The sequence below is a fragment of the Burkholderia sp. LA-2-3-30-S1-D2 genome (assembly GCF_001523915.2).
Classification (GTDB): Bacteria; Pseudomonadota; Gammaproteobacteria; order Burkholderiales; family Burkholderiaceae; genus Burkholderia; species Burkholderia diffusa.
This window is the reverse complement of sequence record NZ_CP013384.1, coordinates 417,669-432,017: the sequence shown is the minus strand read 5'-3', so window position 1 is coordinate 432,017 and position 14,349 is coordinate 417,669. Positions and strand designations below refer to the sequence as shown.

11 protein-coding genes, 1 tRNA gene and 2 pseudogenes are annotated in these 14,349 nt (G+C 62.5%); 4 read left to right on the top strand and 10 right to left on the bottom strand.

Features of this window, described 5'->3' with window-relative positions; translation table 11 throughout:
• Nucleotides 1-2 precede the first annotated feature (2 nt).
• The 5 genes and pseudogenes from WS66_RS14615 to WS66_RS14595 form a co-directional block, all read right to left on the bottom strand.
• Nucleotides 3-956: an ABC transporter permease subunit gene (locus WS66_RS14615; protein WP_059599838.1), complete on the bottom strand. Its 954-nt coding sequence runs from the start codon at nucleotides 954-956 to the stop codon at nucleotides 3-5.
• Complete coding sequence (locus tag WS66_RS14610; protein ID WP_059599837.1) at nucleotides 956-1,753, bottom strand: taurine ABC transporter ATP-binding protein; 798 nt, start codon at nucleotides 1,751-1,753, stop codon at nucleotides 956-958. Before WS66_RS14610 ends, WS66_RS14615 begins: the two co-directional genes overlap by 1 nt.
• A gap of 48 nt (nucleotides 1,754-1,801) precedes the next feature.
• Nucleotides 1,802-2,818: a taurine ABC transporter substrate-binding protein gene (gene tauA, locus WS66_RS14605; protein WP_059599836.1), complete on the bottom strand. Its 1,017-nt coding sequence runs from the start codon at nucleotides 2,816-2,818 to the stop codon at nucleotides 1,802-1,804.
• A gap of 352 nt (nucleotides 2,819-3,170) precedes the next feature.
• Nucleotides 3,171-5,522 carry a TOTE conflict system archaeo-eukaryotic primase domain-containing protein gene (locus WS66_RS14600; RefSeq protein WP_059599835.1) on the bottom strand — a complete coding sequence of 784 codons (2,352 nt, stop codon included), beginning with the start codon at nucleotides 5,520-5,522 and terminating at the stop codon, nucleotides 3,171-3,173.
• Nucleotides 5,523-5,666: 144 nt separating this feature from the next.
• Nucleotides 5,667-6,830 (bottom strand): annotated as a pseudogene (locus WS66_RS14595) (DUF6531 domain-containing protein); the annotation flags it as partial.
• Between the two features lie 418 nt (nucleotides 6,831-7,248).
• Here WS66_RS14595 and WS66_RS14590 point away from each other — a divergent pair.
• Nucleotides 7,249-8,049, top strand: a complete 801-nt coding sequence (locus WS66_RS14590; RefSeq protein WP_059599833.1) for a cystine ABC transporter substrate-binding protein — start codon at nucleotides 7,249-7,251, stop codon at nucleotides 8,047-8,049.
• A gap of 82 nt (nucleotides 8,050-8,131) precedes the next feature.
• On the opposite strand, the gene WS66_RS14585 is transcribed toward WS66_RS14590, so the two are convergent.
• Entirely contained in the window at nucleotides 8,132-8,335 is a 204-nt protein-coding gene (locus WS66_RS14585) for a hypothetical protein (RefSeq protein ID WP_059599832.1), read from the bottom strand.
• A 1,133-nt stretch (nucleotides 8,336-9,468) separates the two neighbouring features.
• Here WS66_RS14585 and WS66_RS14580 point away from each other — a divergent pair.
• From WS66_RS14580 to WS66_RS14570, 3 genes and pseudogenes are all read left to right on the top strand, one after another.
• Nucleotides 9,469-10,000 (top strand): annotated as a pseudogene (locus WS66_RS14580) (PAAR domain-containing protein).
• A complete protein-coding gene (locus WS66_RS14575) occupies nucleotides 9,997-10,737 on the top strand; it encodes a VRR-NUC domain-containing protein (RefSeq protein ID WP_059599831.1) in 741 nt (246 codons plus the stop codon). Before WS66_RS14580 ends, WS66_RS14575 begins: the two are co-directional and overlap by 4 nt.
• Before the next feature lie 4 nt (nucleotides 10,738-10,741).
• On the top strand, nucleotides 10,742-11,860 hold the full coding sequence (locus WS66_RS14570; protein WP_059599830.1) for a DUF3396 domain-containing protein: 1,119 nt from the start codon (nucleotides 10,742-10,744) through the stop codon (nucleotides 11,858-11,860).
• Between the two features lie 338 nt (nucleotides 11,861-12,198).
• On the opposite strand, the gene WS66_RS14565 is transcribed toward WS66_RS14570, so the two are convergent.
• From WS66_RS14565 to WS66_RS14550, 4 genes are all read right to left on the bottom strand, one after another.
• Nucleotides 12,199-12,274: transfer RNA gene (locus WS66_RS14565), tRNA-Thr, on the bottom strand.
• A gap of 19 nt (nucleotides 12,275-12,293) precedes the next feature.
• Nucleotides 12,294-12,812, bottom strand: coding sequence for a ClpXP protease specificity-enhancing factor (locus WS66_RS14560; RefSeq protein WP_059599829.1), 519 nt, complete (start codon nucleotides 12,810-12,812; stop codon nucleotides 12,294-12,296).
• A 71-nt stretch (nucleotides 12,813-12,883) separates the two neighbouring features.
• Nucleotides 12,884-13,495, bottom strand: coding sequence for a glutathione S-transferase N-terminal domain-containing protein (locus WS66_RS14555; RefSeq protein WP_006400565.1), 612 nt, complete (start codon nucleotides 13,493-13,495; stop codon nucleotides 12,884-12,886).
• Nucleotides 13,496-13,589: 94 nt separating this feature from the next.
• Nucleotides 13,590-14,348 (bottom strand): cytochrome c1, encoded by a 759-nt coding sequence (locus WS66_RS14550; RefSeq protein WP_059599828.1) that lies wholly within the window; start codon nucleotides 14,346-14,348, stop codon nucleotides 13,590-13,592.
• Nucleotide 14,349 lies beyond the last annotated feature (1 nt).

The following is a 14,349-nucleotide window of genomic DNA, read 5'->3' as shown; positions in this document are numbered from 1 at the left end:
TGTCATCCGCGCCCTTTCCACGGCACGATCCGCCGCTCGACCCATCGCATCGCGAGATCGAACAGCCACGCGATCGCGCCGATGATCAGGATGCCCATCACGACGATATCCGTGCGCAGGAAGCTCGACGCACTGAGCACCATCTGCCCGAGCCCGGCCGTCGCGGCGACCATCTCGGCTGCGACGAGCGTCGTCCAGCCGAACCCGATCGCGATCCGCAGCCCGGTGAGGATTTCCGGCAGCGCGGCCGGCAGCACGACGTGGCGCACGACCTGCGCGAAGCTGCCGCCGAGCGAATATGCGGCGTTGATCTGCTCGACCGTCGCCGCACGCACGCCCGCACGGGCGGCCATCGCGATCGGCGCGAAGCACGCGAGGAAGATCACGACCAGCTTCGCCGTCTCGTCGATGCCGAACCAGATCACGACGAGCGGCAGGTACGCGAGCGGCGGCAGCGGCCGGTAGAACTCCAGCAGCGGATCGAGCACGCCGCGCGCGACACGGCTCACGCCCATCAGGACGCCGGCCGGCACGCCGGCCACGGTGGCGAGCAGGAACGCCCCGAACACGCGCGCGGCACTCCACAGCAGATGCTCGGACAGCGGCAGGCCGCCCTGGATGCGGCCGTGCCACGCGTCGACGAATGCCGCCCACACCGCTTCCGGCGCGGGCAGGAACAGCGGCGGCAACCACTGCCGATGCGTCGCGACCCACCACAGCACGGCCAGCGCCGCGACCGTCGCCGCGCTGAGCCATGCGGTTTTTCCCTGGCCCGGCAACCGGTAGCGGCGCGACGGCCGCGCCGCCTTGCGCCGCGTCGTGCGCTCGTCCTGCTCGAACCTCCCGGCCGCTCGATCGGCCACCCAGGAATCCTGCGTGCTCATGTCGTCCTGCCTGTGCAAAGTACTGATCCGGCCGCGCCCGACGGACGCGCCCTGCCGCGCGAACTCATGCATCACGCGGTCTCCCCGACCGCCTCGTCGCGATGCAGATACGCGATCAGCCGCTCGCGCCATGCGATGAATTCCGGCGACGACTTCACCGCGCGCGCATCGCGCGATTCGACGTAGCGCCGCGCGAACGGCAGCTCGAAGGTTTCCGCGATGCGGCCGGGGCCGGACGTCATCACGACGAGACGCGTCGCGAGGAACAGCGCCTCCTCGACGTCGTGCGTGATGAAGAACACCGTCTTGCCCGTGCGCGCCCATACGTCGAGGACGAGCGCCTGCATCGTGCCGCGCGTCATCGCGTCGAGCGCGCCCATCGGCTCGTCCATCAGCAGCACGCGCGGATCGCTCGCGAGCGCACGCGCGATGCCGACGCGCTGCTGCATCCCGCCGGACAGTTCGTACACGCGCGCATGCGCATGGCGCTCGAGGCCGACCAGCGCGAGCATCTCCGTCGCACGCGCCTTGCGTTCGGCCTTCGACACGCGTGCGAAGCGCAGCCCGAGCGCGACGTTGTCGAGCACGTCGAGCCATGGCAGCAACGCGTATTTCTGGAATACGACGCCGCGATCGGCGCCGGGGCCGGCGACTGGTACGCCGTCGACGCGCACGTCGCCCGTCGTCGGCGCGACGAAGCCGGCCATGCAGTTCAGCAGCGTCGTCTTCCCGCACCCCGACGCGCCGAGCGCGACGACGAATTCACCGGAATCGATGCGCAGGTCGACGCGCGCGAGCGCCTGCGTCGTCGTCCGACCGCGTTCGCCCGGATAGGCGACCGATACCTGACGGACTTCCAGCGTGCTCATGATCGAGGGCTCCGCGATGAGTGGCCTGAGTCGCCTGATGCGCCACGCTCAGCGCGCGGCCTTCTGCACGAACTGCGGATCGACGCCGACCGAGTAGTCGGCGAGCACCGTCTGGATCGTGCCTTGCGATTTGAGGAAGGTGGCGGTAGCCGCGAGCGACTTCGCGGCGCCCGACTGCGCACCGCCGCCGAGCCAGGTCGGCGACGCCTGCTCGGCCGGCGTCGGGAACGCGTAGAGCGCGAGGCTCGCGGGCACGTCCTGCACGTTCGCGCCCGACACCTTCGCGACCGCCGCGACCTGCGGCGAACCGGCCTTCCACGCGGCCGCGTGCGCGCGGTAATCGGCATCGGCGGACGCGAGCACCTTCACGAAGCGCGTGACGAACTCGGGGTTCTCGCGCGCGAACTTGCGGCTCACGACGAAGCCGTCGAACGTCGCCTTGCCACTTTCTTTCGCAACCTGGCCGGACGTCGTCAGCACCGTGCCAGACTGCTTGACCTTCGCGAGCACGGGATCCCAGATATAGGTCGCGTCGATGTCGCCGCGCGCCCACGCGGCCGCGACTTCGGGCGGACGCAGGTTGACGATCTTCACGTCGTTCGGATTCACGCCGGCGGCCTGCAGCGCGACGAGCGTATGGAAATGCGACGTCGACACGAACGGCACGCCGATCTTCTTGCCCTTCAGCGCCGCGATGCTCGTGACGCCCGAGCCGTTGCGCGCGACGAGCGCCTCGGCGTCGTTGATGTTGTCGAGCACCCAGAACAGCGAGATATCGAGCCCCTGCGACAGGCCGGCCGCGATCGGGCTCGACCCGGCCTCGCCGAGCTGCACGGAGCCCGACGCGAGCGCGCGGATCACGTCGGCGCCGCTGTCGAGCTTGCGGAACGTGACCTTGTAGCCGGTCGCCTTTTCGACTTCACCGCTTGCCTGCGCGTAGCGCCACGGCACGACCATGTCCTGGTACGCGATCGCGACTTCGCGCGATTCGGCGTGCGCCACGCCCAGCGCTGCAAAGGCGGTCAGCGCGACGGCGGCGCGGCGGATGAAGCTGAAACGGGACATGCGGCTCTCCTTCGAATGCGGGCATTGCTGCGGGAGAGCCGACTTTACGAGCTTTGCGCGCGGCGGGAGCGAACTTATCCTGCGAAGCTATCGATGCCGTTTCAGCTTTGCTTTCCACGTTCGACCGGATCGGGCATCCGGTCGGGTGGCGATTGTCGTGCGAACGCGCGGGCGGCAGCCGCACCAACGAAAAAGCCCGCAGCTGTCAATGATCAGCAGTTGTTGGGAGAACTAGCACGAATTCAGCCGATCCTGATCAACAGTTAGCGGGAAAAGATCCGGTAGTTCATAGGAACAGTTTACCGAAGCCAAAATCGATTAAATCTTCGACGACGTCCCAACCTGTCGCACCTCATTCTCTGTCATTAATCCGGTACCCCATCGCCCGGTAGCCACGCTGTCGCTTATCCCACATACGTAGCAGGGCGGGATGACCGGTATCGACAAAATCGATGATTCGCACGTCTGTCTTGCTGGCGTGTTCGCGATGGAGTCGCCCCGCGTATTGCTGCAAGGTGCCCTTCCAGGACACTGGCATCGCGAGCACCAAGGTATCAAGCGGCGGATGGTCGAAGCCTTCGCCGACGAGCCTGCCGGTGGCGAGCAGGATGCGAGACGCATCAGGAGGCAATGTGTTCAATTCAGCGATCAGCGTCGCTCTTTGCTTCTTGGACATTCGGCCGTGCAAGACGAACGGCGCGGGCTCCACGCCTTCCAGCGCTCGGAGGATGGCGTCGACGTGCTCGGTGCGCTCGGTCAGCACCAGCACCTTCCGGCCGCGTTCGACGGCTGCGCTGACCTCGGCGGCAATGGCGTCGGTTCGCGCCCGGTCGTTGGCGAGGTGCCGGAATACTTCTTGAATGCCCGCGTCTGCTGGCAATTGGATGGGGGCAGATGATGAGTGCGGCACCACCTCCAAGTCATGGGGGGCACTCGCAGGCTTATCCGCCGTGTAGCGGATCGGTCCGCATTGCATGAAGATGATCGGCTGCTGCCCGTCGCGGCGAATAGGCGTCGCGGTAAGGCCCAGCACGAACTTCGCCTTTGTTCGTTTCAGGATCGCATCGAACGAGACAGCGCCGACGTGGTGACACTCGTCCACAATCACGTGACCGTAGTTCTCCACTAATGGATTCACCTCGCCCTGCCGCGACACCGACTGCATCACTGCAATGTCGATCACGCCCGTCGGTTTGGCCTTGCCTCCACCAATGGTGCCGACCACGCCTTTGCCGACACCGAGGAAGGCCTGCAGGCGCTCATGCCATTGCTTGAGCAGTTCATTTCGATGCACCAAAACCAACGTATTCACGCCCCGACGTGCGATCATCGCGGCGGCCGTTACCGTTTTGCCGAACGCAGTCGGTGCGCAAAGCACACCGGTATCGTGGTGCAGCATCGCCGAGACCGCCGCTTCCTGATCGAGACGCAACTCCCCGATGAAATTAACGTCGATCGGCGCACCGTCAGAGCGCTCGTCATTCAGATCGCAACGGATGCCGTTATCTGCCAGCAAATGGGCGGCGGCGTCGAAACAGCCGCGCGGCAGCGCGATATGTAGCGGATAATTCTCGGCGCACCCGATAACGCGAGGCTTGTCCCACACCGACATCCGCATCGCTTGCGCTCGGTAGAACTCGGGATTCTGGAAAGCCGCGAGTCGGATCAAGCGGTTGGCCAGCGATTGCGGCAATTGCGCCTTCTCGAAATAGACCTGATCGGAGACCGTCACCGTCAACGATTCCGGCAATTTTCCGGTCAGTTTCTTCGTTGATGAGTCGTTCCGCTTCCACGGTGTAGCGAGATCCTCATCGTCAATAAACGTGACATCCAAAGGATGACTATTTCCGGTAGCGCGCAGGATGGTCGGCTCGATGTCAGGAGGCGCCATCGGCTCGATCGAGGCGAGATGCGCCCATTGATCCGTGTAGGGACGCAGATCGGTATCGACGAACACACTGCACCCGGTCTCGCGCGACCGTTTCTGCAATGGCAACGCTATCAGGTTGCCGAAGCCGCCCTTGGGCATCGCGTCCTGATTCGGGAAGAGGCGGTCGTAGGACGAAAGTTTTAGCTGTCGGGTGCGCGAACAGGTATGACTGATGATGGCCGTCCCCAGGCGGCGCGCATCGCGGGCGGACACCTTGAACGAGAAGAAGATCCATGCGTGCGCCCCTTGCCCCGAGCGCGAAATCTCCAACGCCACGGGCACGCCCAGTTCATGGCAGGACAACACGAACGCTCGAGCGTCGTCCCGCCACTCAGCCTCGTCGAAATCGACTGCCAAGAAGTAGCAGGCGTCATCCTCCAGCAAAGGATAAACGCCGATAGTGTGCTCACCGGCCAAGTGGTCGTAGACGACTGCATCGGAGAGCGGTATCAGCAGACGGTTGCCGCAGTCGCCACACTTGATGCGCGGCTTCTCACACACCCCGGCGCGCCACTCGTTCGCGCAGGCAGGCGCGTAACCTGACTTGCCGGTGGTCTTGCTTTCCCAACGCACCGGATAGACATTGGTACGGCCACGAAACAGCCTACGGAACAACGCGACCTTTTCGTCCGTGGACAGGCGCGAGGACTCCACCGCCCTACGAGACTCCATAGGTTCAACAGGCTGGCGCCATTCGATCCCGTGTGCCTCCAGCAACGCGATCAAGCGGGCATTCTCAACCCGCAATTCCGCCAGTTCATCACGATCAGCCATGGCTCCGTACTCAGCGAGTAATTCATGCACCCGTTTTGTCACGACTATTTCAGATCATGCCCACGTTCGGGCACACCTTCGCGGATGATCGCGCGCTAATGCCCTTGCTCCGACTGCCGCGCAACCAAGTCATCGATCGAAAACTCCATTTCGTCGAACGGATTCCACTCTTGAGCAGGAACATCCGAGAGCCCTTTTTTCAATGCTGCCGTCCTGATGGATGTGCAGAACCAGATTGTGATGCGCATCGCGACGGAACCACTCCTGATTGCCGTCCGGATAGACGATTCGGTACACGTAACCGTGGATATTGAAGTAGTACCGCGTCATCTGGCCGAGCGCGTCGGTCACGTAGGTCAGACGGATATTCGGATGCCATGCGAGCCGGAGATCGAGGCTGCCGTCATCCGCATATTCGCGTATGCATTTGGCATCCGCGTTGTCTTCGGCATCCGCGCCATCCCATTCGAGCGTCATACCGCGGCCCGTCCGGTCGGTATAGCGCGTCACCAGATGGCGGTGATATTGATACGTCCGTGCATTGCCGTGGCGATCGACTGCAAGTACGAGATCGCCGTTCGCGTCGTATTCGTAGCTCGCCAGTGCGCGGCGTGCGCCGCCTTCGAGCACATGCTCGATCAGCACGATCCGGCCATGCTTGTCATGCTCGAACGCCAGGACGTTACCGCTCGCGTCAATCAAGCGCGCAAGCCGATCGAGCGCATCGTAGTCGCACGTAATCGTGTTGCCAGCGCGATCCTTTTGCATCGCAAACCGGAACGCATCTCCACGGCGCTCGTACACATGCAATTCGTCATGGCCGTATGCGACCGTCACCCACGTATCGTCGAGTCGCGACAGCGTCAGGTTTTCGGATAGATCGTCGTGCACAGCACCGGCAGCGAGTGCCGGATAGTCGATGCTGCGCCCCTCGGCATCGCGAAAGATCCACTGGCCGTTCTTGACGTCGATGCGTGTCGTATAAGGCGTGATCCATCGCGCACCCAGTTCGCCATTGTCATAGGCCGACAATCGGGATCGGTAAGTCCGCCCCCACACGAGCGGCAGCGCGCCCGGCAGGTCGAAATCCACATGCGAGAACGTTTCGTCGCCGAATGCGAAATCGATGGAAGCCGGCGACGCGCCGACACCGCAAGCCTTGCACGTGCTCTTTCCCGCTCCTTCGGCCGGCGCTTGCGCTTCGGTTTTCTCGAGTCCCTCCTGGCCGCGCGTCTTCTTCGCCTGGCTCTTCCCGGCCGCCTTGACGTCGGCACTCTGTTCATGAAGCTTCGAGCGTGCCTTGACGCGGCAGCCGGTCCTGCTGAAGCAACCCGCCGCGCAATGCGGCAACAGTGTTCTGCATGTTCATGGCAACGGCCTTTTCTTCTTTTGACGCGCCCTCGGATGGCGCGCTATGCGATTTCGCTCGCGCGATCTTACAGACAAATTACTGCGAGACTCCGAAAATCGAACTGATTTAAAAGAGTTTTTCAAGCGTATTCCGAGCGGCCCGGTCGAACCGTTCGAACGCCTGTTCGACACGTACGCGCCATGACGTCACGCCGAACTGTTCACCCATGACCCGCTGAAATCGATGCAATCAGGGCCAATTCGACTTCCGGCGCGGCCCGGTTGCGAGTAGTGTCTACGTGCCCGTATTCCGGCCCAGTCCGGGCACGACCGATGCCCGGCGCTCGATTACCACACTGAACACTGGAGATCTGCGATGAAACGCTCGAAGTTCCTGCTGTCGGGCCTGCTGCTCGCGTCGGCCCTCGGTTTCACGGCCGTTGCCGCCCATGCGGAAGACCTGCTCGACTCGGTGAAGAAAGCCGGCGTGCTGCGCGTCGGCCTCGAAGGCACGTATCCGCCTTTCAACTCGCGCGGCACGTCGGGACAGCTCGAGGGCTTCGACGTCGATGTCGCCAATGCCGTTGCCGGCAAGCTCGGCGTGAAGACGCAATTCGTCCCGACCGAATGGAGCGGGATCATTGCGGGGCTGCAGGCCGGCAAGTTCGACGTGATCGTCAACCAGGTCACGATCACGCCGCAGCGCAAGGAAGCGCTCGACTTCAGCGAGCCGTACACGTACTCGGCAGCGCAGCTGATTCAGCGCAAGGACGACACGCGCAACTTCAAGTCGCTCGAGGATTTCAAGGGCAAGAAGCTCGGCGTGACGCTCGGCACCAACTACGACCAGATGGCACGCAGCGTGCCGGGCATCGAGGTGCAGACGTATCCCGGCGCACCGGAAAAGCTGCGTGACCTCGCCGCGGGCCGGATCGAGGCGACGCTCGACGACCGCCTGATGCTGCCGTACATGATCAAGACGTCGAACCTGCCGCTGCGCTCGGGCGCGGTGCTGAACGGCGGCAAGCAGGAGATGGCGATCCCGTTCCGCAAGGGCAATCCGAAGTTCGAGAAGGCGATCAACGATGCGCTGGAGTCGCTGCGCAAGGACGGCTCGTTGAAGAAGATCTCGATGCACTGGTTCGGCAGCGACGTGACGGTGCCGGTCGCGCAGTAAGCGGTTCGCCGCGCTTGCGTTGCGTCACGTCCTTCGCTGCGGCGAAGGCGTGACGCGCAACCGCATTACTCTTCCCTTCCCCTCAAGCCGCTTCGTCGAAGCGCGCAAGCAGCATCTGGCCGATCGGCGTCAGCGCCGGGCGCGCGGCCACCGCACTCACACGTACCTGCGTATCGTCGACGAGCCGCTTTTCGACGAGTACGGCGAACGCCGGATTCGACGGGTCGACACTGTCCGGTGCGCGGGCAATGCGCAGCAGCATCGAGAATTCGTGCGGACTCAGCATGATCCTTGTCTCCTGATCGTCCGCGATCCGGTTCGAATCGGCGTCGATTGTCTCTTTTGATGAAATGGCCCGAAGGCTTGTGAATGCGAGAGTGCGCGGCTGTTTGCGACGAGAGCACGTCGTCGCGAGGAGCCAGCCGCTCCCTGCGCGGTGCGATGTCATCGGATCCGCTGAATGCGGACGTCACGGCAGGGACGTGCAACGTTATTGGGCCATCGTGACGCGGCCGTGACAGCAAATCAGGAGCGCACATCTGGTCGACCGATACCGACGACCGCGCTCATCGCAGACGGCAGATTGCTCGTTTGCAGACATTGCCTGGAAGACTGGCTGCGGCGCCAAGGCATCGCTTGGTGAGGGAGGCATTGCAACCGGGTGAATGCGCCGCTCCTGATAAGCGCGGCGCGGGCCGGCCAGGAAATGTACGGCACCGAGTCGAGAAATCCCGCATGCGCGTGTCCACACATGCATGCGCTGAAATGCACTGAAGCGGGCTTGCCATGCGCCCCGTGTCCCCGCGTCAGATTTGTCGACTCGCGGCGCTGAAACGACGAAGGGCCGGGAGAAAAAATCTCCCGGCGGCTGCAGGATCAACAATCCTTATCCAATCCATTGATTCAAAACGAAAATGGAATCGGCGATTGGAATCTGAACCCCCAAACATACCCCCAATCGGTTGAGCCCATGCGGAGGAGGCCATCGAGCGAAAAATTGTGGCGTAAGTCGCCGATCGTCGGCCGCCCGAACAGAAAACTTCTGGAGATTTGGAGACATATGCTCAATTCACCCCGGAAGCCTTACTGGGCAAGGGTCCGAGTATCTCCAAGTGTATCTCCAAAACACTCATTTACTTGGAGACAAAGTTGGAGATAGCCGGCAAATACGGCGCATGACGCCAGCCGTGTCGAGAAGCACCCTGCGGTCTGGAACGCTGCGCGCAAAGAAACTCCCGTGCCGCAGCCCTCCCCGATGCCACGGCAAAAGCTGGCCTTGTGTTCAATGAAAAGTGACTTTGGCGGTCAAAAATTGCACCGCGCCATTCACCTGCGAAGCCTCCCGGCAACTTTGACAGCGTAGTTACCCTTATTCGGTGCGTGCTACAGTCCTCGCAAAATTTCAACAGAGGATTCGGCATGAGTTCTGCGTTCATTCGGGAAGGCGATACGACTTCGCACGGTGGCCGGGTGCTCGCCTGCACGTCTGTCTACCAACATCGTCTTCGGCAAGCCACTCGCGCTCGAAGGCGACATGGTGTCGTGTCCCAAGTGCAGCGGCGCCTACCCAATCATCGGCGTCCGCGTTCGCAGCATGACGTTTGGCGGCCGGGCTGTGGCGACCGAAGGCGACAAGACTGCATGCGGTGCGACGCTGATAGCATCGCAAGGCATGGCGACGGTAGAGCCGACCTCCGGCGCAGGCGGCTCGGTTGGCGCAGGCAAGAGCGTAGTCACGCAGACGACCGCGCAAGACGATGGCGCATATCGCGGCCGCTTCCAGTTCGTCGACGACAAGACACGCGCGCCGATTCCGAATCACCCATACACGGTCACGTCGGCGGACGGCCAAACGATCCAAGGCACGACGGACGCGAGCGGCCACACCGATTGGATCAGCAGTCACCAAGCTGCATCGCTGTCGTTCCATCAGCCCGGGAGCGATGCATGACCGGCCCCTACTCCCCAGGGTCGTCAACTGGGGGCTCGAGCACCAGTGGCCAGACAACGCAGGTTGGATTAAGCGCCCCCAAACTCTCCCCGAAGGACCGGAAAGTTCTGTGTCACACGTTCTGCGAGTGCCGTCGGATCGGCGTCGCGACAAAAGCCGGGACAATCCAGCGGCAGCGCTGCGTCGAGATGCGCCTCGGGCTGCCCAATGAGGTGTCGAAGATGCAGTCGGGCGTTCCAACGGAATACAGGCCGGAACAACCGTACGATATGACGACGAATCCACCCCAGCCGATCATGGACTACGACGATCCGCTGGAGCCCAATTCGGGCATTCGCCAATGGATCAAGGACGTGTGGCCCAGCAAGGGCAGGAAATACGAGAAAGGCGACGTCCGCCGCCCTGACGTCGTCATCGTGAACGACCCGTCGAAACCTCCGGAGCAATCGAATATCAAGACCGTCGTGGAAATGAAATTCCCCGGCGATCGATACGGCCCTGATCAGGAAGACGACTACATCGAAATCGCGGGCGGCCCGTCGAAGTTTGTTCACCTCGGCGCGGCTGATTGCGGATGCGGCGACGACGACGGCCAGAAGGAAACTTCGCGCTCGAAGCAATCCGCGCGACAATCCGAGCTTGACGACTTGTTCGGCGGCAATAGCAGCGCGCCTGGAGGCCCACCGCTCCCGACCGCGCCTTCATTGCCACCACCTGCATTCCCGCTCCCGCTTTGACGCCATGACGAACGACGAAATTGAAGCTTGGGCCAAAGATCCGCGCCGCGCGGACACCATGCCTTTCGGGCTTTACGAGCCCGCGCACCAAAAAGGGATCACGGGTGCCGCTCTTGTAGTGCGGGGCGTGCTTTACTTCCGCAACGGTTTCACGTCGGAGGTTCGGCAAGCACTGGTGCGCTGCTTCAAGCAGTACAACGCGGCGATCGAGGAATATCAACACGCGCTCGAAGTGGCGGCCGGCCAGACGCCGTCGAAGTCCGGGCCGCTGCGCTGGTTCTATTCCGAGGGAGAAGAGCCGATCCAGTACGACAAGTCTCCGGGATTCGAAAGCCTCGTGACGAACGTTCCCTCCGACGACGCCCTTGCGGTCGCGATCACCAGCGCAGAGCACAAACTCGCGACCGGGTTCTATGAATTCACTGTGTTCGCACTTAGCGAAAAGAAGGCTGCACGGAAACGCGGGCTCGACGGGTTGGCCTTCACGGTGCCGCGAGCATTTATCGCATACCGCCCCGGCGTATTCGAAGCGATGTTCCGCGCGTTCGCTGAAGCGCTGCCGACAGTCAATGGCCATGGCGGGCTAGCCGTGAACGTACCTCCGATGGGGCGTCGGCCGAACGAAGCAAGCGAGTATTTCTACGCGCGCCACTTCGGCCCTGGCATCGACGTCGGCGATCCAATGCGCTCGACCGTCCGCAAGCTCTACACGAAGATCAAAACGGTTGACTGGCTCAACGCGCTCAATGCGGACTTGGTCGCGGCTGTTGGCGGCTCATCGGCGCTCGGACTCCCGCCAGATTGGTTCGCCCGTATTCCGCTGGGGAACGGGGGCTTGATTATTCAGGCCGGCGTCGCGCCGCAGTCCGGCGTATCCAATGGACCAGGCATTCCCGTATCTCCACCCGCCGCGTACGTCATTCTGAACCACGCGCTGCGGCCGATCATCGCGGATGAGGTCGATACGCTGCAAGACGGGACACTGGACAGTACCGCGCCCCTGCTAAATACGGTCGTAGCGACCGAAGGTTGGCTGCGTCGGTTCAACGTACAGGATGATCAACTCAACGGTGTCTGGGTCGAGCTACACAAGACGCCGAAGCTGCACGGCGAAACGACGTGATGTTGCGATGAGGCAGCGCCTTGTGATCCGTCATACGCAACATCGCTGCCACCGCTTACACCCTGGCCCCCGGTCGCAATCAAAGACGCTTCAGGTAATCACGATTGCGATTCAACATCGCACCGATGATTCAACATCGCACCGATTTCTGTCAGCTTGGGGTGCGGGCGATTTCATTGTGCGCCGGGGTACGGCATACCCCCAAATCCTCGAAGTCATACCCCCAAATTTCGGGGATGCCCCGGCCTCGCACGGCACGTCCCGAAACAAAAAACCCGCGTCAGCGCTAGGCTGGACGCGGGTTTTGGGACTTCCGGGTACTACTTGAAACTAGTGTTTGGTGCCGGCTGCAGGACTCGAACCCGCCACCTGATGATTACAAATCAACTGCTCTACCAGATGAGCTAAGCCGGCGTAAGCGCGAGATTCTACCTCATTTCACGATCTTGAGGCGAGGTCTGCCGCCTTTCGAGCCGTCGCCGTCGGTTTTCGGCGGTTCGTCGGCACCTTCGGACGGCTCCTCGTTCGCCCCGCCATCAACGACCGGCGTCAACACGGCAGGCGACTCGTCACGCGGCGCATCTTCCGCCTGCGCGGCATCGTCTTCGAACGCGCCCGAATCCGCGCCCTCGCCCGCGACCGCATCGACCTGGAACGCCATCCCCTGCCCGTTCTCCCGCGCGTAAATCGCGAGCACGTTGGCCACCGGAATCTCGATCTTGTGCGCCTTCCCGGAGAACCGGGCGGTGAACTCGATCCACTCGTTACCCATCTGCAGCTGGCTCGTCGCCTCGAAGCTGATGTTGAGCACGATCTCGCCGTCACGCACGAACTGACGCGGCACGCGCGTCGAGTTGTCGACCCTCACCGCGATATGCGGCGTGTAACCGTTATCAGTGCACCACTCGTACAACGCGCGCAGCAGATAAGGTTTCGTTGAAATCTCTTGCATCACAATCCTCGAACCCGGAGCGGGCACGCGGCACGCCGCGCCGCCCGCTCCGTCATGCACTCATTGCACCATCAACGACGCATGACCTTTTCGGACGGCGTCAGTGCTTCGATATAGGCCGGACGGCTGAAGATCCGCTCGGCGTACTTCATCAGCGGCGCAGCGTTCTTCGACAGCTCGATGCCGTAGTGATCCAGACGCCACAAGAGCGGCGCGATCGCGACGTCGAGCATCGAGAACTCCTCGCCGAGCATGTACTTGTTCTTCACGAAGATCGGTGCGAGCTGCGTCAGGCGATCGCGGATCGCGAGGCGTGCCTTCTCATGGTTCTTCTCCGCGGCCTTGCCCTTTTCGTTCTCGAGCGTGCTGACGTGAACGAACAGCTCCTTCTCGAAGTTGAGCAGGAACAGGCGTGCACGTGCGCGCTGCACCGGGTCGGCCGGCATCAGTTGCGGGTGCGGGAAGCGCTCGTCGATGTATTCGTTGATGATGTTCGATTCGTACAGAATCAGGTCGCGCTCGACCAGAATCGGCACCTGACCGTACGGGTTCATCACCGAGATGTCTTCCGGCTTGTTGAACAGGTCGACGTCACGGATCTCGAAATCCATGCCCTTCTCGAACAGCACCAGCCGGCAACGCTGGGAGAACGGGCAAGTTGTGCCGGAATACAGAACCATCATATTTGCGTTTCCTCAAAAAAGCCGAGGGCCGACACGCGGCGCAACCCCTTTCACGGGTTCCGCCTTGCGCCGGCCCCACGCCGGTCAGGCGTGTTTACTTGATATCTTTCCAGTACGCGGCATTGAGCCGCCAGGCCAGGAAAGTCAGGACACCGAGAAAGACCAGCACCCACACGCCGAGGCGCTTGCGGGTCTGCTGGGCCGGCTCGGACATCCATGTCATATAGGCCACCAGGTCGGCCACCGCAGCATCATAGTCCGGCGACGACAACGTCCCCGGCGTGACCTGCTGGAAGCCGACGAGCTTGTGGACCTTCTCGCCCGTCTCCTCGTCCGTCTTGTCTTCGAATTTGGCAGTGCGCTGCCCCTGCAGTTGCCACAATACATGGGGCATGCCGACGTTCTCGAACACCGCGTTGTTCCAGCCGCTCGGCCGCGTATCGTCGCGGTAGAAACTCCGCAGGTACGTGTAGAGCCAGTCGCGGCCGCGCGCCCGCACCTCGACCGACAGGTCGGGCGGCGAGGTGCCGAGCCAGTTCTTCGCGTCTTCGGGCCGCATCGCGACGGACATCGTGTTCCCGACCTTGTCGGTCGTGAACAGGAGATTCGTTTCGATCTCCTTCTGGGATATGCCCAGATCCGTCAGACGGTTGTAGCGCATCAGGTTCGCGCTGTGGCAGTTCAGGCAATAGTTTACAAACAATTGCGCGCCGTGCTGAAGCGAAACGAGATTTTCCGTGTTATCGGGCGCCCGGTCGAGCGGAAAATTACCTTCCGCGCGCACGGCCGGCGCCGCCAGCAGCGCCACGGCCGTTGCCCCGATCAGTGCGAGCGTCGAAAGCAGTTTCTTCATG